Raw genomic sequence first — 18501 nt, forward strand, 5'->3', positions numbered from 1 at the left:
TCTGTACGGCAGGGCTGAATATTCATGGCGGGCCGCCAGGCCCGCTGCGCTCATCAATGAATCAGCATGCCACCGTTAACGTCCAGAGTGATGCCGGTCAGGTAAGCCGACAGGTCACTGGCCAGAAACAGCGCGGCATTACCGACATCTTGCGCTTGGCCCAGACGGCCCAGCGGAATGCCGTCGATTATCGCGTGGCGGCGTTCATCCTGCATCAGGCCGCCGGTGATGTCGGTCTGGATCAGGCCGGGGGCGATGGAGTTGACTCGCACATTGTCCGGTCCCAGTTCGCGGGCCATGGCGCGGGCCAGGCCCAGTACGCCGGCCTTGGCAGCACTGTAGTGCGGGCCGCCAAAGATGCCACCACCGCGCTGGGCAGATACCGACGACATACACACGATGCTGCCGGACTTCTGCTCACGCATGGCCGGAATCACCGCTTGCGACATTAACAGTGTGCCGCGCAGGCTGACATCCAGCACTTTGTCGTAATCGCTGTGACCAATGTCGAGGGTTTTCAGGGGTTGGGTGATGCCGGCGTTGTTGACCAGCACATCGATGCGCCCGAAGCGTTCGAGCACAGTGGCTACGGCAGCGTTGACCTGGGCTTTATCGGCAACGTTGGCGGCCAGACCCAGATGGCCTTCGCCTAGGGCGGCAGCGGCGTCGCGAGCGGCAGACTCGTCAAGGTCAAGGATGACCACCCGGGCACCTTGACGCGCAAAAATTTCAGCAGTGGCCCGGCCAATACCGCGTGCCGAAGCGGCGCCAGTGATGATTGCAATCTTGTCTTGCAGCAGCATGGGGCGTTCTCCCGTTTGTTTTTATGAACTCGATTTGCAATAAATCGTGGACACAGCTTGTGCCCCACCCTGCGCCTGAGCAATAACGTGAAATTCAGCAAGTGCTGAAAAAAATTCAGCACTCAGAACCAACATCACCGATATTTTGCCGTACCCCTGTGGGAGCGAGCTCGCTCGCGAAAGGGCCAGTGAAGCTGCACATCTGCTGTGAATGTGCCGTCTTCGCGACCAGGACGGATGGCTGCCCTGTCGCTCCCACCTCACTGGACATAACACCCGATTACTACTGATTACTGGAAAATCCACCCATGCCCACCCCCACCGATGCCTCTCTAAACCTGCCGCCGCTCAAGGCCATCCAGGCCTTCGAGCAGACCGCCCGCTTCGGTAACGTGGCACGCGCCGCCGAGCAGTTGAACCTCACCCCCTCGGCGGTCAGCCATCAGTTGGCCAAGCTCGAAGCCATGATCGGTCGCCAGCTGTTCCTGCGTAACGCCCGTGGCGTGACCCTGACGCCAGTGGGTGAGCAATACCTGGCTGATGTCTCTGGCATTCTGCACAGTTTTGCCGTGGCCACCGAACGCGCCAGCAGCGATGTCAGCCTCGATTGCCTGCGCCTGCACGCATCGCCGAGTTTCGGATTTCTGTGGTTGATGCCGCGCATCGAGCAGTTTCGCCAGAGCCACCCGGATATCCAGATCAACCTGTCGTGCTCGTACGAGTCGCTGCATTTCAGCCGCGACAAGATCGACGTGGATATCCGCCATGGCCAGCCCAACTGGCCGACGCTGGAAGTGCGCAGCGTACCCAACGAGCATCTGGCAGTGATGGCCTCACCGGCACTGCTGGCGAAGAGCCCGGTGTCTAGCCCAGAGGACTTACTGCACCGCCCGCTGGTGTTGTCTGAAGCCACTCTGGTTAACTGGCCACAGTGGTTTGCCCAGCACGGCCTGTCACGGCCCGACAGCCCCTACCCGCTGAGTTTCGACCGCTCGTATATGGCCCTCGAAGCGGCGCGCCTGGGGCTGGGTTTTGCGCTGGAAAGCACCCTGCTGGCCAGAGAATTCCTGAGCCGCGGCGAGCTGCTGGTGATCGCGCCCGAACGCCTGAGCGTGCCGGTCAGCGCCCACCACCTGGTGTTTCCCAAGGCGCATGCCGGTTTTCCAAGAGTGCGGCGCTTCTTGCAGTGGATGCAGCAGGAGCTGGGGCGGGATTTCAGCTACTGAGGGCGGTGCCTGCACGGGCAACGGTGCGCTGTGGGCGATACAGCAACCAGCGATAACAACCCAGACAAATCAGCCAGTCGATCAGCAGGGTCCACAGGTTGTGCGACAGAAAATGCGCGCCCTGCATCATCCGCCCCAAAGAGAACAGCGCCCCCAGTGCGATGGCGAACACCAGCGCGACCCGGGCGGCACCAGGTTTGCGGTCGCGCAACGCGAAAAACAGCGCCAGCAGCGAGAAGCCGGTGGCCGCGTGCCCGCCCGGCCAGCACAGTCCCGGTTTGAGACTCGGCGCGCGGTGGCTGAGCAGTGGCGTATGGGTCTCGACGCCGCCAAAATCACTCAGGCTCCAGGGGCATTGCACCTGGGTCAGGTTCTTCAAGGGCGTGATCACTGCGGTAGACAAGCCCATCGCCAGGACGATGTAACCCAGGGTCCGGCGCCAGGGTCGCAGCGCCGCCACCTTCCAGCTCAGCGCGAAGGCCACGGCAAAACCGAGTGCCATTGCAATCACCAACTGCTTGGCGCGATCATGCAGAATCGTTTCCAGCCAATAACTGTGTGCACCGATGAAACCCTCGCCGGGGATATAAAACAATCGGGCCAGAAAGTAATCCAGCGCAGTGGGATCGAAAATCAATAACAACAACATTAACCCGATTGGCAAACCCATTGCCAAGCGAAAGTTGAAAGGACGTGATACCGGGACCGTTAATACATCGGCCATGAAAGATGCTCCGCAATGAGGCCTGCCAGGAAAGCCGCGAAGTTATACCCTGAGCGGTACGCTGCCGGTGAAGAAAATGTCATCAGGTTGTCAGTCAGACAGCCTGCCGACAGCAAGCAAGCGGACCGGCAGCGGTTTTGACATTTTTCTCACAAACCGTTGACGCCGTGCAGACCGATTGTCGTCTAGTCTTCTCCCTGCCAACTTCCGAACGATAGCCGTAGCCACGGCAGACTGCGCATAACACAACCGACAATGAAAATATTAGTAATCGAAGATAACCGTGATATTCATGACAACCTGGTGGAGTTTCTGCAGCTCAAGGGGCATCAGGTCGAAAGCGCACTAGACGGCCTGAGCGGGCTGCACCTGGCAGCGACCAAGGCGTTCGATGCGATCATTCTTGACATCATGCTGCCTGGCATCGACGGCAACCGCATCTGCCATAGCCTGCGCCAGCACTCGCGCTCGGATGTCACCATCCTGATGCTCAGTGCCCGCGACACGCTGGAAGACCGCCTGGTGGGGTTCTCGGCCGGCGCCGATGATTACGTGACCAAGCCCTTTGCCATGGCCGAAGTGCTGGCGCGCCTGGAAGCCATCACCGCCCGCCGCCAAGGCACTGGCAACCGGGTCTTGAGCGTGGCCGACCTGACCTACGACCTCGACACCCTGGAGGTGTCACGCGCCAACGCCGTGCTGAAACTCAACCCGACCCACTTGAAACTGCTGGAGCTACTGATGCGCCGCAGCCCGCATCTGGTCCCGCGCAAAGAGCTGGAACTGGCCCTGTGGGGCAACGACACGCCCAAGGGTGGCAGCCTGCGCAGCAACATTCATATTCTGCGCCGCACACTCGATGGCGGGTTCGACACCGAACTGCTACAGACCGTACACGGCCTGGGTTACAAGCTGTGCGCCGCGTCCGCGCGGGCAAGCTGAACAAATGCTTTCTGAGCCGTCGCAAATCGGCCCGGCCCGCTGAGTTTCATTGGCGGGCTGGCAACAAAGATTCGATACTTTTCTAACCGCCAGCCACACGACGGAGCGCCACGCTTAACGCGTGACGTGCTCTCTTGCCCACCCTATTAGTGAAGTAACCCACATGCCGAACATCAAAGCCGTTCGCCCTGAAGTTGTGACCGTGCTCGCCACTTTTTACTTGTTACTGGCGTTTAACAAGAGCCTTTGGCAGCATGTTTTCAGTTTGACTGCCGCTGACCATACCGGGTTTATTCTAAGTGTCGCCTTTGCGGCGCTGATCGCGATCACGTTCAATCTTTTTCTCACCCTGATCGCGTTCAAACGGATCCTTAAACCGGTACTGATCACCCTGTTCATGCTCGGTTCGGGCATTGTTTATTTCATGAACGAGTACGGCATCATCTTTGACGCGGCAATGTTCCGCAATGTCGCCGAAACCAACCCGACCGAGGCGTTGGGTCTGCTCTCCGGCAAGCTGTTTCTGTATATCGCTGCGCTGGGCGTGCTGCCGTCATGGTTACTGTGGAAGACGCCGATCAACTACCGCCGCTGGCCAGCCGAAGTGCTCAGTAAAGCGCTGATCAGTGTCGGCTGCGTGGCGCTGCTGGGCGGGGTCGCACTGGTCAACTACCAGGGGCTGGCCTCATTGTTTCGCAACCATCACGAGCTGCGCCTGATGGTGGTGCCGAGCAACCTGATCGGCGCTGGCTGGAGCTATCTGCATGAGCAGGTCCTCGCCGCTAAAACCACCTTTCGCCCGACCGCCAGCGATGCCCTGCGCGAACCGCCTTCCAGCGCCCATCCGCGCAAGTCACTGACGGTACTGGTGGTCGGCGAAAGTGCCCGGGCCGAGAACTTCGGGCTGCTCGGCTACACCCGCGACACCACGCCCCGGCTCAAGGCTGAAGGCGATGTGATTGCGTTCAGTGATGTCTGGTCATGCGGCACCGAGACGGCCGTGTCAGTGCCGTGCATGTTTTCCGACCTGGGCCGCAAGCGCTACAACGCGGCCACGGCGAAGACCCAGGAAGGCTTGCTGGATGTACTCAAGCGGGTCGGTTACAACGTGATCTGGCGTGACAACCAGGCCGGTTGCAAAGGCACCTGTGACCGGGTGACCTTCATCGACCTGAGCAATGACAAGGACCCTGGCCTGTGCGCCGACCATGAATGCCGCGACGCCATCCTGCTGCGCGACCTGCAGGCCGATATCGACAACCTCAAGACTGACACGGTTGTGGTGCTGCACCAGATGGGCAGCCATGGTCCCGAATACTTCAAACGCTACCCGGCCGAGTTCGAGAAATTCACCCCGGTGTGCAAAAGCAATGCACTGAACAACTGCTCGCGCGAGAGCATCGTCAACGGTTATGACAACACCTTGCTGTACACCGACCATGTGCTGGCCAGCCTGATCGACATTTTGCGCAGCAACCAGGACAAGGTCGACACCGCCATGCTTTACCTGTCGGACCACGGTGAATCACTGGGCGAGTACAACCTGTTCCTGCACGGCACGCCCTACATGGTGGCGCCCGAACAGCAGCGGCATATTCCGATGGTGGCATGGTTCTCTGAGGGTTATCGACAGTCGTTCGGCGTCGATACCGACTGCCTGCAAGCCACGCGCAACCAGCCGCTCAGCCAGGACAACCTGTTTCACTCGATGCTGGGCCTGCTCAACGTAAAAACCAGCGACTACAGTCAGCCGCTGGATATGTTTGCCAAGTGCAGACATCGCTGAACCCTGCCGGACCGGCCAGGCGGCGATCCGCTTTAGCCGCAATACTGGTCGTTTAGGCGCTGCATGCCTTTGTGGGAGCTACCTTGGTAGCTCCCACCGGACCGCGTTGGCCTTGACCGGTCGGCATGACGCCTACGGGATATCCATTAAAAATCAATAGATTGTCAGGCCTCCAACGCCCGCACCCGCTCGCGGCGTGCCTGCTCGGCGGCCTGTTCGGTGGATTGCAATGCGAAATCGAACTCGATTTCGGCAAAGCGGCCTGATACGCCACGCTGCGCGGCGCGCTCGGCGTCGTCGATGAAATGGATCTGGGCGATCAGCTCATCACGGGTGGCGTAGGCAAAGTCGTCATGCAGGTACGGATCGCCTGCCAGGTTGATCTGGGTGGTCAGGTGCCGATGGCCGGGGGCAGAGATGAAGAAGTGCACATGTGCCGGACGCTGGCCGTGGCGGCCCAACTGGTCGAGCAGGCCCTGGGTCGGACCATCGGGTGGGCAGCCGTAGCCGGACGGCACGATGCTCTGGAAGCGGTAACGGCCCTGGGCGTCGGTCTGAATGCGGCGGCGCAGGTTGAATTCCGATTGAGTCGGGTCGAAGTACGAGTAGGTGCCGCCCGTGTTGGCGTGCCAGACATCAACGGTGGCGTTGGCCAGCGGCTGGCCGTCGACATCGCGGACCTGGCCGTGCATGAACAGCGGCGTGCCAGCGTCAGTGCCGTCATCCAGGCGTGCTTCGTACTGACTCAGCGGTGCGCCAGCCACGTACAGCGGGCCTTCGATGGTACGTGGCGTGCCGCCGACCTGACCGTTCTGCTCGTCTTCAGCGTCCAGCAACAGGTCCAGGTAGTGCTCCAGCCCCAGGCCGGCCACCAGCAGACCGGCTTCCTGACGCGCACCGAGTTCGTTGAAGTAGTTCACCGCTTTCCAGAACTCTTCCGGAGAGATCTGCAGGTCTTCGATGATCTTGATTGCGTCGGTGAGGATCCGGTGGACCACGGTTTTCATCCGTGGGTTGCCGGCGTCCTCGTCGAAGCCCGAGGCATTCTCGAAGAATTTCTGGACGTCAGCGGTGTGGGAAATACGTACGGTCATGGTGGCGTGTCCTCGTCATTATTCTTGTTCAGGCTTGCTGCGTATTGATTGTCGGGTTCAGGGCTCAGCGATCATCGGCATGGATCGACGAAGGGTGCCTGCACAGCGGCGTCACTTCGATATCCATATACGGGTACAACGGCAATTGCATCAAGGTGTCGTGCAATGCCTGATTATCCGCCACATCGAAAATGCTGAAGTTGGCGTACAACCCGGCGATGCGCCACAGGTGGCGCCAGACACCCTCGCGTTGCAGGCGCTGGGCCAGTTCCTTTTCGTCGGCCTTGAGCCGGGCAGCCTGCTCGGCGGGCATGTCGGCCGGCAGCCTGACAGTCATGCGTACGTGAAAAAGCATCGTGCAGTTCCTTGTCGATCAGGGGTCAGCGGCGGGCAAAGCGCGCCAGGCGTTGTTCGTCCAGCTCCAGGCCCAGGCCTGGCGCGGTCGGAATCAGCAGCTGGAAATCACGGTACAGCGGCGGCTCGACCAGGATGTCTTCGGTCAGCAGCAACGGGCCGAACAGTTCGGTGTGCCATTCCAGTTTGTCGAGGGTCGCGAAGGCATGAGCGGAGGCCAGGGTGCCAACGCTGCCTTCGAGCATGGTGCCACCGTACAGGCCGATACCGGCCGCCTCGGCAATCGCCGCCGTGCGCAACACCGCACGCGGGCCGCCGGTCTTGGCGATCTTTAACGCGAAAATCGGCGCCACGCCGGACTGCGCCAGGGCAAAGCTGTCCTGTACCGACTCGATGGCTTCGTCAGCCATCAGCGGGATCGGGCTGTGGGCATTGAGGCGCACCATGCCGGCGCGGTCAAACCGCGACAGTGGCTGCTCGATCAGCTCTACCCCGGCCTCGGCCAAGCGCCGGCTGGCATTGATCGCCACCGCTTCGCTCCAGGCCTGGTTGATATCAACCCGCACACTGGCGCGCTCACCCAGCGCTTTTTTGATCGCCCCCACGTGGGCGATATCGCGGGCCACATCGCCCGCGCCAATCTTCAATTTGAAATGCCGATGGCGACGCCGATCGAGCATCTGCTCGGCTTCGTCGATGTCGCGGCCGGTGTCGCCACTGGCCAGGGTCCAGGCCACCTCGACACCGTCACGAACCCGCCCGCCGAGCACCTCGGCCACCGGCAGCCCGAGGCGCTTGCCCTGGGCATCGAGCAGAGCCGTTTCCACAGCACTGCGCGCGAAGGTATTGCCCCGGATGCCGCGATCAACCCGCTGCATGGCGGCATTGAGGTTGCGTGCATCCTGACCGATCAACAGCGGCGCGAACCAGGTGTCGAGGTTGACCTTGATGCTCTCGGGGCTTTCGCCGGCGTAGGCCAGGCCGCCAATGGTGGTGGCCTCACCGACCCCGACGATACCGTCGCTGCAACGAATGCGCAGAATCACCAGGGTCTGGCCATACATGGTATGCATCGCCAGCTTGTGCGGGCGGATGGTCGGCAGGTCGACGATCAGGGTTTCAAAGCTTTGGATGGTTATTGCATCGCTCATGAAGCTATCCGGCAGGTCAGGTGTGCTTGAGGCCAAGATTGACGCTCGACAGCCGGGCGGTCCAATATTGATTAAGTCTCGCTTCATACCCAGGAGGTATTGTGGAGCTGCGTCATTTGCGTTATTTCCGGGTCGTGGCCCAGACCCTCAACTTCACTCGTGCCGCCGAGCAGTTGAACATCGCCCAGCCGCCCTTGAGCCGGCAGATCCAGCAACTGGAAGATGAACTGGGCGTAGAGCTGCTGGAGCGCAGTAGGCCGCTGCGCCTGACCGAGGCCGGGCGGTTTTTCTATGAGCACTCTTCGCAACTGCTGGAGCAGCTCAAGCGCATCAGCGACGATACCCGCCGGGTTGCCAGCGGCAGCAAGCGCTGGCTGGGCATCGGCTTTGCGCCCTCGACCCTGTACGGGCAACTACCGGAACTGATCCGCCGCCTGCGCGGCTTTGGCGATGTGGAACTGGGCTTGTCCGAGTTGATCACCCTGCAGCAGGTCGAGGCACTGAAAAGCGGGCGTATCGATATCGGTTTTGGCCGCATGCTGTTAGACGATCCGGCCATCACCCAGGAAGTGCTGCGCGAAGACCCGCTGGTCGCCGCCCTGCCCGCCGGCCACCCGCTGCTGGCCGGGCCGGTGAGCCTCGAACGCCTGGCCGCCGAGCCATTTGTGCTATACCCCGGCAACCCGCGGCCCAGCTACGCCGACCATGTGCTGGGGATCTTCAACCGTCAGGGCCTGAAGATTCATGTGGCACAAATGGCCAACGAACTGCAAACCGCCATCGGCCTGGTGGCGGCCGGTATCGGCATCACCCTGGTGCCCGCCTCGGTACAACGCCTGCACCGCGATGACATCGGCTACAGCGAACTGCTCGACCGCCACGCCACCTCACCGATCGTGATCAGCTATCGCAGCGGCGACGGGTCAGAGTTGCTGAGGCAGTGCCTGCGGGAGGTGAAGGCGATGTAAGGCGTGCCAAAGGGGCCTTCATCCACGATTGGAACCACTGCCACGAATATGCGCCATCGCATCTTCACGGGCGATGTAGTACCAGGTCTTGCTCTCACGGCTCTTGCCCAGCAACTTCAGTTGATAGAGCTTTTCCAGATCGGTCCTGGCCGTATTTTCGGAAATGTCGAAGTCATTTTTGACCTCTTTGGCAGTAAACAACCGACCCGGATTGCGCAGCAGCTTTTTGAGCAAGTGGATTTGTCTGAAATTCAGGGTCTTGTTGAAACCGGACTCGTTGACATCCTCCCCGGCCTGAAGGCCGGAGATTCCTACGGCGCTCAGACGCGGCATCGAGCCGCCCCCGAGTCGCTTCGGTAGGTTCCTGCTGCTGGCGCCATGACCTCTGCGCTCACTTCACAGGCTAACCGGGCGTGTCCCGCCCTTAGTACATTGATCGCGCCGACCACATCAGCGTTGCCTTCGAAACCACATCCCACGCACCTGAACAGCGCCTGCGTCTGGCGGTTGGCCGCCGACACATGGCCGCAACACGGGCACGTGCGGCTGGTATCTCGCGGCGGTACGGCAATCAGCCAGCCGCCGCGCCACGCCAGCTTGTAGTCCAGCTGGCGACGGAACTCGAACCAGCCCTGATCGAGGATGGCCCTGTTCAGGCCAGATTTGGCCCGAACGTTTCTTCCCGGTGCATCTGCCGTGCCTGCCGCCGACCTGGACATATTGCGTACCTGCAAGTCCTCGATACACACCATCGCGTGGTTTTGGCTGATCGTGGTGGAGCACTTGTGCAGATAGTCGCGGCGGGCATTGCCGATGCGCGAGTGAATGCGCTGGACACGGGCTTTCGCTTTCTTCCAGTTGCGGCTGAATCTGACCTTGCGGCTCATCGCCTGCTGCGCTTTGCACAGCGCGGTTTCATGGCGTTTGAAGCTGTTCAGTGGTGCGTAGAACGAGCCATCCGAAAGCGTGGCGAAGCGGGCAATGCCCATGTCGATGCCGACTGCCGCACCCTGTGCCGTGGGCTGCTCATCGATCTCGCGTTCGGTCTGGATACTCACGAACCACTTGCCACACGACTGGCTCACGGTGATGTTCTTCACAGTACCCAGCGTCTCGCGGCTGTTGCGGTAGCGCAGCCAGCCCAGTTTTGGCAGAAACAGGCGGCTGTTGGTCTGGTCGAGCTTGATCTGTTTCGGGTCGGGATAGCGCAAGCTGTTGTTCTGCCCCTTCTTCTTGAACCGGGGAAAGTCGGCTCGCTTGACGAAGAAATTGGTATAGGCCCGTTCCAGATCCTTGAGGCTCTGTTGCAATGGGTGAACGGGCGCATCGGCCAGCCATGCGGTTTGCGTGCTATGGCGCCACTCAGTCAGCAACTTGCACAGGCCCGCATAGCCGAGCTTCTTCTCGCCTTGCTCGTGGCGCTCCTTCTGCAATGCCAGCGCCTTGTTGAAGACGAAGCGACAGGAGCCCGCAAAGCGGCGCATTTGCCGCTCCTGCCAGCCGTCTGGCATGAGTTCGTACTTGAAGGCTTGAAGTCGTTGCATGCTGCTCTTGAGCCATGAGCAATGAAGACGCCATTAGGCGCGGACGGCACGATGTTTTCAAGATGCATGCCCATGGGGTCTTTGTAACGAAATACCGCCGTAGAAGAGCATCTGTGTCGCCATGTTACTTCGCATCATCCTGTGGCTGTGCATCCATCGAACAGCAGCAGACACCCTACGGCAACCAGGGACGGCTACGCCGTTCGCGCTATCCTTCTCCGCCCTGAACGGCGGGGCTTGTCGCGCCTTGATGGTCATGCCAATGCAGATAACGGCCCTTCTGATCGACCGCCCGAAACTGCGGCATCAGCTTGACCACCGCCTCGGCGCTGTATGCCAGTGTCTCAAGATGAGACTTCGGTTTTTTGATGGATGCCATCTTCAACTAAATTTATTGAAAATTGAGTTGATGTTATAGAGCAGCCCTGTAATCGGCGTCAACCGGGCAATATTGCCCCGCAGAACACCTGAGGCTGTCAGTTGAAAATCAATTTTCGCTTTGCTGCGCAGTTCATGCGCTGCAAGCGGTTTCGGACCTTCAAAAAAATACCCCGAACCAGTCGGGGTATTGTTCACTTGGGCGCCTCAAGTCTTTGAGGGAACGAGCGGGCGGCGATCCGCTTTAGCCGCGCTCTTCCCGGCTAAAGCCGGTCCTACTCAAAGGGTCCATTTCAGCGAGAACATCAGGTTGCGCGGGTCGCCATAGGTGCCGCTGCCCGAACCGGTAGGGATACCCTGCCAGTATTTCTCGTCGGTGACGTTGTTCAGGTTGACCCGGCCATCCCAGTGCTCGTTGAAGCGGTAGCCGGCCATCAGGCCCAGTACCGCGTAGGCGTCCTGAGTGGCGTAGCCGCTGCCGACCACGTTGAAGGTCTCGCTCTGAGCGAACACATCAGCACCCACGCGCCACTTGCTCAGGTTGCCCGGCAGGTTGTACGAGGTAGCCACCTTGAACAGGTGCTTGGGCTGGTTCGGCGCGAACAGCCGGCCTTCGTTACGCTGGTTGGCGTCCTTGATGTACTGGCTCAGGACATAGGTGTACGACGCCGAGAACTGCCAGTCAGCGGTCAGCGCACCGGTCAGTTCAGCGTCGATACCACGGCTGCGCACTTCGCCTGCGGCTTCGTAGCAGGTGCGGTTCTGTGCACGACAGGCATCAGGCTGCGAGGTCAGCGCGTAGGCACGGTTTTCCTGGGTCATGTCGAACAGCGCCACGGACGCGTTCAGGCCGCCGTTGAAATACTCGCCCTTGAGGCCGATTTCATAGCTTTCGCCAGTCATCGGATCCAGCACGGTACCCGATACATTCTGCTCGCTCTGCGGCTTGAAGATCTGCGTGTAGCTGGCGTACACCGAGTAGGTGTCGTTGAGGTCGTAGATCACCCCGGCGTACGGAGTGACTTCCTGGGTGACTTTATAGGTGTCGCCGCTGACGCGGTCCTCGTAGTCGTACCAGCTCAGGCGGCTGCCGATGATCACGTGCAGCGGGTCGATCGGGTTCAGCCGCGCGGCGGCGTAAACGCTCTTCTCGATGCTGGTGTTGCGCCCGGCATAGGGGTTGCGGTCGCTGGACGACGGCTTGGCGATCACGCTGTGGTTGAAGTTGTAAGGATCGATGGGCGTGGCCTGCCCCCACCAGCCGCCGGACTGGTCGAACTTTTCTTCACGACGGCTGGCACCGAACACCAGCTCGTGCTCACGACCGGCCAACTGGAACGGCCCGGACAGCGTGGCGTCAAGGTTGGTCTGGTCATCGGTGTTGAAATACTGCCCCGAGTATTGCTCCAGGGTCGGGCCGTTGTAGCTCAGGTAGCTGGAGAACGTATCGGCCTCGGCCCAGATCTTCTGCGCCGCCAGCTTGCCGGTCCAGCCGTTGTTGAAGCGGTGGGTAATGTCGGAGAACAGCGTGTAGTTGTCCTTGTCCCAGTACGACCAGTCGTTGCTCAGGAAGGTCGAACGTGACAGGTGCAGGTCTTCACCGTTCGGGCCGCTGGGCAGGCTGCCCCAGTCGGAGGTGTTGTCATCGCGCTGCTTGGAAGCGCCAATGGTCCAGGTGGTGGCGTCGCTCAGATCGGCTTCGATGATGCCGTAGAAGGTCTGGCGCTGGCTTTCACGCACATCCTGGAAGCTTTTCTTGTCCTCGTAAGCGGTCACTACCCGCCCACGCAGGGTGCCGGATTCGTTGAGCTTATTAGAGGCATCGACCTCAAGACGGTAACGGTCCCAGCTACCGGCGCTGGTGGTCACGCTGACCTGCGGGGTGTCGGTCGGGCGCTTGCGCACCAGGTTCAGGGTCGCTGACGGACTGCCGGCGCCGGTCATCAGGCCGGTGGCGCCACGCACCACTTCAATGCGGTCGTACATCGCCAGGTCAGCCGCCGAGATGGTGTCCTGAGTGAAGCTGCCCACGGTGGTCGGCAGGCCGTCGTACATCAGGTTGTCGATCTTGAAGCCGCGCGACAGGTATTCCAGACGGTCCGAGCCGTACTTGCGAAAGGTAATGCCAGGGGCGTACTTGACCAGATCATTGAGGTCGTTCATGCCCTGGTCTTCCATGCGCTGACGGGTAATGACGCTGACCGACTGCGGGGTTTCACGGATCGACAGCGGCAGCTTGGTCGCCGTGCTCATGGAACCTGTGGTGTAAGAGCGGGTGCCTTCCGTGGTGGCCGCATCAGTGGTGCCTTGTTCGGCATTGATATTCACGTTGTCCAGAGTCACCGTGCCGTCGGCTGCAGGAGCCGCCAGTAGCGAAGCGGACAGGCTCAGCGTCATGACACCGGCCAGTGTGGGGAAGGCAAGACGAAACATCGAAGGATTCCTGGGCTGGAGAGGAAAATCATTGCGCGCACTTCTGAGGTCGGGCAGCCGAAGCTGCCGACACAGCCAGAAACAGCAGGTCGCGAAAATTAACACAAATTAACAAAGCTAATAATAATGATTTGTAATTCCAGACATACATTTTTGATGCAAATGGATGAACCTTGGCGAGCTAGAGCGCTCAAAGCGTGGTTATGCTCAAGCAAACGCAACGTTTATGCTCGTCTCTCTGCCAATCGTTGAAATATCTTGTTTCAAAAAACCTGTCCTCAGCGCTGGTGCCGAGTCAGTCAAGTGATTGATGTGCCGATCGGCGCTCAGGTTGCCGGGGCGCCGGACCCCAGCGGTAAAACCGGCCCATCTGCTGCGGCTGTAGCGCAGCATTCGTCGGCTGAGCCGACTCCCACCGGACCGCGGTGCCCTTGACCAATCATCAATACCAAGAGCAAAGGGCGTATTGCCTTGGAACAAGCAGAGGCACCACACTGCCAATGTCTTTGTGGCGATACACGCCTTAACCTAACAGCCATAGCGCCATCACGAAGTGAGTACCCATGGCCACAGAAGTCAGCCCAGCCCGTTACCCCTACTCCACCGCCGTTTTCATCAAGGCCACGTTTGCCAGTGGCGACGTCTACATTGGCAGCGGTTCGGTGGTTGGACGCAACGACATACTCACCGCCACGCACGTGGTCTACGACCCGGACCTGGGTGGCTATGCCACGCGCCTGGAGTTCTACGTGGGGGCTGACTACAACTTCCGGACCGGCCGGTTCGACAGTACGCCGCTGGTCTCGCTCACTGACGCAGACTGGCAGGTCCTGGCTTACCCCAATCAGGTGTTCCAGAACAGCAACAACAACACCCTGACCCAGGCCGAGTCGCAATACGATGTGGCGTTGATCGGCCTTGATGTAGCAGTGGGTGACCAGGTGGGCTACATGGGCCTGGCATCGGGCTACAACCAGTCGATCTGGGCCAATTCGTTCGGCTATCCTGGCGGCAGCACCGGGCTGATGTACGGCTCTGCCTATATTCACCACGACGCACGTTATTCGACCTACACCGCCTACGCCTATGAGGGCAGCGATATCCTCGACAGGGGCAGCTCTGGCGGCCCGCTGTATGTCACTGACAGCACTGGCTCATATGTAATCGGAGTCAAGAGCTCAGGCAGCTCGACCGTGGATGTGTGGGCAGATATCGGCCTGGTGTACGACGATCTGATCGGTTTCATTGCCAGCAATGACGCCATGCTCGCAACCACCACTGCCGCCGTGCAGACCGGCACTACCGGCAACGACGTCTTTTTCGCCAGCCCGGCGGCCGATCATTTTCAAGGTTTGGATGGGCTGGACAGCGTTAGCTATAACGGGCTGCGCAGCAGCTACGAAGTGTCGCGCAACGACACCCTGACCAACGTGACCCGTCTCGCCGCCACCGAAGACCGGGACACGCTGACCGGTATCGAACGGTTGAAGTTTCAGGATGGGACTCTGGCACTGGACACCGGAGCCGGGCAAACCGCAGGCAGTGCTTACCGCCTGTATCAGGCTGCACTCGACCGCACACCAGACACAGGCGGCCTGCGCTACTGGGTTACGTCGATCGACAACGGAGAAAGCCTGTTGTCGGTGGCCAACGGTTTCATGGCCAGCGAAGAGTTCCGCACCCTCTACGGCGCCAGCCAGACTCAAAGCGAACTGCTCACAGCCTTTTATCGCAACGTACTCAACCGCGAGCCGGACGCCGGTGGGTTCAACTACTGGATCAACGAACTGAACAGCGGGCTGAGCATTCAAGGGATGCTGGTGTCGTTCTCGGAAAGCAGTGAAAACATCGCCAATCTGGCCGGCAACATGAGCCAGGGCATCTGGCTCGGGTGACCTCGATACTGTTCGTTTAGGCATTAAAAACCTCTGTAGGAGGCCGCTCTGCTGGCGAATACAGGGGTACATCCACATCGGACACGTTGCAAAACCATTTCCAGCACCTCGAAAAGCACAGCCTTTTAACCCGGCCGGCAGATCGGTGCGCGGTGCTTTTTTCAGAGCATCGCGCAGGCTCCTGTGCGCGTCTTGCAAGCCAGGTTTAAGCGGACCCAGCCGCATCTGACGCTCTGCGCTTCGCTTTATTCAGCAAGCCCGCTGGACGGCGGCCGTCCGCACGCCCCAATAAATCAAATATTTGCATAATGTTAACCTGTAACATTCTATTTATTTAATATTAGCTTATTCCTAAAAAGAATTTTCCACGCTTTTTTTATAAATATACGATTCAACCCATAGCCACTTAATGACCTAACCGGGCGGCCCCCGGACAGTTGCACGACCCGAGCGACCTCACCACCACCGCATCGCTCCAGACCATCGACACGCATCGCGCCGCTAAATGGCAATGCGCAATAGCCAACAGGGTACGCCGTCGCCAACCGGCCAAGCCCCCGCTGTCATCTGGAACTGCATACATGACTCCATCGTTTTCACGCCACGCCCGCCACGTCTTGCGTACCGCCCCGGCCCGCGCCGGCGTGGCTCTCTCGAGCCTGACCCTGGCCTGCCTGCTGGCCCCACAGACCCAGGCCGCAAACAGCGAAGACGCACGCCTCGATACCGTGACCGTGATTTCCACCGGCGTACGCGGCGCGCAGCGCACCGTGGCCGACAGCCCGACACCGATCGACATCATCAACAGTGAGCAACTGCTCAAGACCGGCCGTGCCGAGCTGTCGGAGGCGATTTCCAAACTGCTGCCGTCGTTCAACTTCGGCGCCAACACCTCGGGCTTTCAGTCCACCACCCGGCCGCTGACCAATCGCGGCCTCGGCCCGGCCTACACCCTGGTGCTGGTCAACGGCAAACGCCGACATAACGGCGCCATGCCCTCGGGCGGCAATATCGACACCAGCGGCGCCAATGCGGTGGATATCGACCTGATCCCGATCAGCGCCGTCGAGCGCATCGAGGTCCTTAAAGACAGCGCCGCTGCGCAATACGGCTCTGACGCGGTGGCCGGGGTGATCAACGTGATCCTCAAGTCGGGCGCCAGCGGCGGGCATCTGGAAGCCAGCTACGGCCAGTTGGGCAGCGGTCAGGGCGAAAACATCAAGTTCGCTGGCAATAAAGGCTTCGCCTTGGGTGATGGCGGCTTTGTGCAAATCTCCGCCGATGCACGCAAACGCGATCAGGCATTTCTATATGACAAGGCCGATGCCAACTACCGTGGCTATGCACCGGGTGACGCACGGCAAGACAGCTGGGACCACCGTGCGCTGAAAAACGGCGACCCGGACCTGGAAGCCTTCAACCTCGGTTACAACGCCGAACTGCCACTGAGCGATAGCACCAAGCTGTATTCCTACGCCACTTACGGTGAGCGCGACGCGATCATCTACAACAACAAGCGCCTGGCCTACAGCACCGCCTCGATCCCTGAGCTGTTCCCCGACGGTTACGATCCGCTGAACAACATCAAAGACACCGACTATCAATTGCTGATCGGCGGCAAGGGCGAGCTGGGCGCCTGGAACTGGGACCTGTCGAGCACCTATGGGCGCAACAAGAACGAGCACTCCAGCGACCTGACTATCAACCCGACCTATGGCCCGGCCTCGCGGACGTCGTTCGGTAACCTGGCAACCTTGCAGTTCGACCAGTGGGTCAACAACCTGGACGTCACCCGCCATTTTGAAAGTCTGCCGCTACTGCCCTTCCCGGTACAGGTCTCGGCTGGTCTTGAGCATCGCTGGGAACGCTTCCAGACCTTCGCCGGCAGCGCCGATGCCTACTCGGTGGGCAACTACCGCTACCCGCAAACCCTGGCCAACGGCGCGCGCAACCCGCTGTATGACCTGAGCGTGGCAAGCGGCCTGAACGGCGGGCCGAGTCGGGGTGCGCAGGCGGCGCTGGTGATCCGCCCGGAAGACGAAGCCGACCTGGACCGCAACAACTTTGCCGGCTATCTGGACTTCGGTCTCAACCCCAGCGAGCGCTGGTACATCGGCGTGGCCGGGCGGGTCGAGCACTACGACGATATCAAGAAGAACACCTTCGCCCTCAAGCTCAACTCGCGCTATGAACTGACCGACACCCTGGCGGTGCGCGGCACCGTGGGCACCGGTTTCCGCGCCCCGTCACTGACCCAGTTGGGCTACTCGGTGGCCGACAACCGCACCGGGGTCAACGCCGATGGCGTGGTGGTGCCGGCGCTGCGTTACACCGCCACACCGGGCAGCGCCCTGGCCAAGGCATTCGGCGCCAGTGAGCTGGACCCGGAAAAGTCACGCAACATCGGCCTGGGCCTGACCTGGCAACCGGCGCGGCGCACCAGCGTGACCCTGGACGCCTATGTGGTGGACATCGACGACCGTATCGTGCTGTCGCAGGACATCTATGACCGCGGCAACGGCCTGATCAACAACACTCTGCGCTCGCTGGGTGTGGCCGAAGGGTCGTGGGTGACCTACTACACCAATGCCTTCGACACCCGCACCCGCGGCCTGGACCTGGTGCTCGACCACCTGACCCCGCTGGGCGGCTTTGGCGATGTGCGCTGGAGCGCGGCGTTCAACTGGAACAAGACCACCGTCGAAGGCCGCCGCGATTCGCCGGCAGACCTGACCGCCTCGGGCATTTCGGTGGTTGGCCATGCCGCCGAGGGCAATCTGGTGGCCGCCTCACCGAAAACCAAATGGGTGTTGGGCGCCAACTGGAGCATCGACAAATGGGTGGTCAGCCTGCAGACGACCCGCTACGGCAAGGTCGAGACCTGGGCCCAGAACGCCAGCGCCGACCGCAGCTTCGAAGCCAAATGGATCACCGACCTGGATATCGCCTACTCGGTCACCGACAACCTCACCGCGAGCATCGGCGGCACCAACATCTTCAACGAATACCCCGACCGCAACGGCGTGGTCGCCCTGCCCTCCAACGGCGGCCAGGGCATCTATGGCAACCCGCCGTTCAGCCCCAATGGCGGGTTCTGGTACACCAAACTGGCTTATGACTTCTGATCTATCCATGTGATTCGCGGCTGAAGCCGCTCCTACGGCGGTAAACCGTAGGAGCGGCTTCAGCCGCGAAGCAGACCG

Annotated in this window: 15 protein-coding genes; 6 read left to right on the plus strand and 9 right to left on the minus strand. The window is 60.6% G+C overall.

The genetic code is table 11. From position 1 onward, the window contains the following. Positions 1-53: 53 nt before the first annotated feature. Positions 54-803, minus strand: a complete 750-nt coding sequence (locus PSCI_RS24710; protein WP_045492106.1) for an SDR family NAD(P)-dependent oxidoreductase — start codon at positions 801-803, stop codon at positions 54-56. Positions 804-1111: 308 nt separating this feature from the next. On the opposite strand from PSCI_RS24710, the gene PSCI_RS24715 reads away from it, so the two are divergent. After that, on the plus strand, positions 1112-2029 hold the full coding sequence (locus PSCI_RS24715; RefSeq protein ID WP_045492108.1) for a LysR substrate-binding domain-containing protein: 918 nt from the start codon (positions 1112-1114) through the stop codon (positions 2027-2029). Here the strand turns inward: PSCI_RS24715 and PSCI_RS24720 are convergent. Further along, entirely contained in the window at positions 2019-2753 is a 735-nt protein-coding gene (locus PSCI_RS24720; RefSeq protein ID WP_045492110.1) for a phosphatase PAP2 family protein, read from the minus strand. The two genes, PSCI_RS24715 and PSCI_RS24720, sit on opposite strands and share 11 nt — an antisense overlap. A 255-nt stretch (positions 2754-3008) precedes the next feature. Here PSCI_RS24720 and PSCI_RS24725 point away from each other — a divergent pair, with 255 nt between their 5' ends. Next, positions 3009-3695, plus strand: coding sequence for a response regulator transcription factor (locus PSCI_RS24725; protein WP_045492112.1), 687 nt, complete (start codon positions 3009-3011; stop codon positions 3693-3695). Positions 3696-3858: 163 nt separating this feature from the next. Further along, the gene (locus PSCI_RS24730; protein ID WP_045492114.1) at positions 3859-5481 is read left to right on the plus strand and encodes a phosphoethanolamine transferase; all 1623 of its coding nucleotides are present in this window, start codon (positions 3859-3861) and stop codon (positions 5479-5481) included. 164 nt (positions 5482-5645) lie between these two features. Here PSCI_RS24730 and catA read toward each other — a convergent pair whose 3' ends face one another. The 3 genes from catA to PSCI_RS24745 all read right to left on the minus strand — a co-directional run bounded on the left by catA (position 5646) and on the right by PSCI_RS24745 (position 8080). Beyond that, positions 5646-6575: a catechol 1,2-dioxygenase gene (gene catA, locus PSCI_RS24735; protein ID WP_045492116.1), complete on the minus strand. Its 930-nt coding sequence runs from the start codon at positions 6573-6575 to the stop codon at positions 5646-5648. 64 nt (positions 6576-6639) lie between these two features. Beyond that, positions 6640-6930 (minus strand): muconolactone Delta-isomerase, encoded by a 291-nt coding sequence (gene catC, locus PSCI_RS24740; RefSeq protein WP_045492117.1) that lies wholly within the window; start codon positions 6928-6930, stop codon positions 6640-6642. A 25-nt stretch (positions 6931-6955) separates the two neighbouring features. Next, positions 6956-8080 (minus strand): muconate cycloisomerase family protein, encoded by a 1125-nt coding sequence (locus tag PSCI_RS24745; RefSeq protein WP_045492119.1) that lies wholly within the window; start codon positions 8078-8080, stop codon positions 6956-6958. A gap of 101 nt (positions 8081-8181) precedes the next feature. Here PSCI_RS24745 and PSCI_RS24750 point away from each other — a divergent pair, with 101 nt between their 5' ends. Next, entirely contained in the window at positions 8182-9048 is an 867-nt protein-coding gene (locus PSCI_RS24750; protein ID WP_045492121.1) for a LysR family transcriptional regulator, read from the plus strand. An 18-nt stretch (positions 9049-9066) separates the two neighbouring features. Here PSCI_RS24750 and PSCI_RS24755 read toward each other — a convergent pair whose 3' ends face one another. The 4 genes from PSCI_RS24755 to PSCI_RS24770 form a co-directional block, all read right to left on the minus strand. Continuing rightward, positions 9067-9381, minus strand: coding sequence for a DeoR family transcriptional regulator (locus tag PSCI_RS24755; protein WP_045492123.1), 315 nt, complete (start codon positions 9379-9381; stop codon positions 9067-9069). Then, positions 9369-10592 (minus strand): RNA-guided endonuclease InsQ/TnpB family protein, encoded by a 1224-nt coding sequence (locus PSCI_RS24760; protein ID WP_045492125.1) that lies wholly within the window; start codon positions 10590-10592, stop codon positions 9369-9371. Before PSCI_RS24760 ends, PSCI_RS24755 begins: the two co-directional genes overlap by 13 nt. A gap of 381 nt (positions 10593-10973) precedes the next feature. Beyond that, entirely contained in the window at positions 10974-11168 is a 195-nt protein-coding gene (locus PSCI_RS24765) for a hypothetical protein (protein WP_045492127.1), read from the minus strand. An 81-nt stretch (positions 11169-11249) separates the two neighbouring features. Continuing rightward, on the minus strand, positions 11250-13367 hold the full coding sequence (locus tag PSCI_RS24770) for a TonB-dependent siderophore receptor (protein ID WP_231906625.1): 2118 nt from the start codon (positions 13365-13367) through the stop codon (positions 11250-11252). A gap of 599 nt (positions 13368-13966) precedes the next feature. Here PSCI_RS24770 and PSCI_RS28320 point away from each other — a divergent pair. Beyond that, a complete protein-coding gene (locus PSCI_RS28320) occupies positions 13967-15298 on the plus strand; it encodes a DUF4214 domain-containing protein (protein WP_052483510.1) in 1332 nt (443 codons plus the stop codon). A 581-nt stretch (positions 15299-15879) separates the two neighbouring features. Further along, on the plus strand, positions 15880-18423 hold the full coding sequence (locus PSCI_RS24780; protein WP_045492129.1) for a TonB-dependent receptor plug domain-containing protein: 2544 nt from the start codon (positions 15880-15882) through the stop codon (positions 18421-18423). Positions 18424-18501: the final 78 nt, after the last annotated feature.

Origin of the sequence: Pseudomonas sp. StFLB209, assembly GCF_000829415.1 — a bacterium.
In the GTDB taxonomy this organism is placed as follows: domain Bacteria; phylum Pseudomonadota; class Gammaproteobacteria; order Pseudomonadales; family Pseudomonadaceae; genus Aquipseudomonas.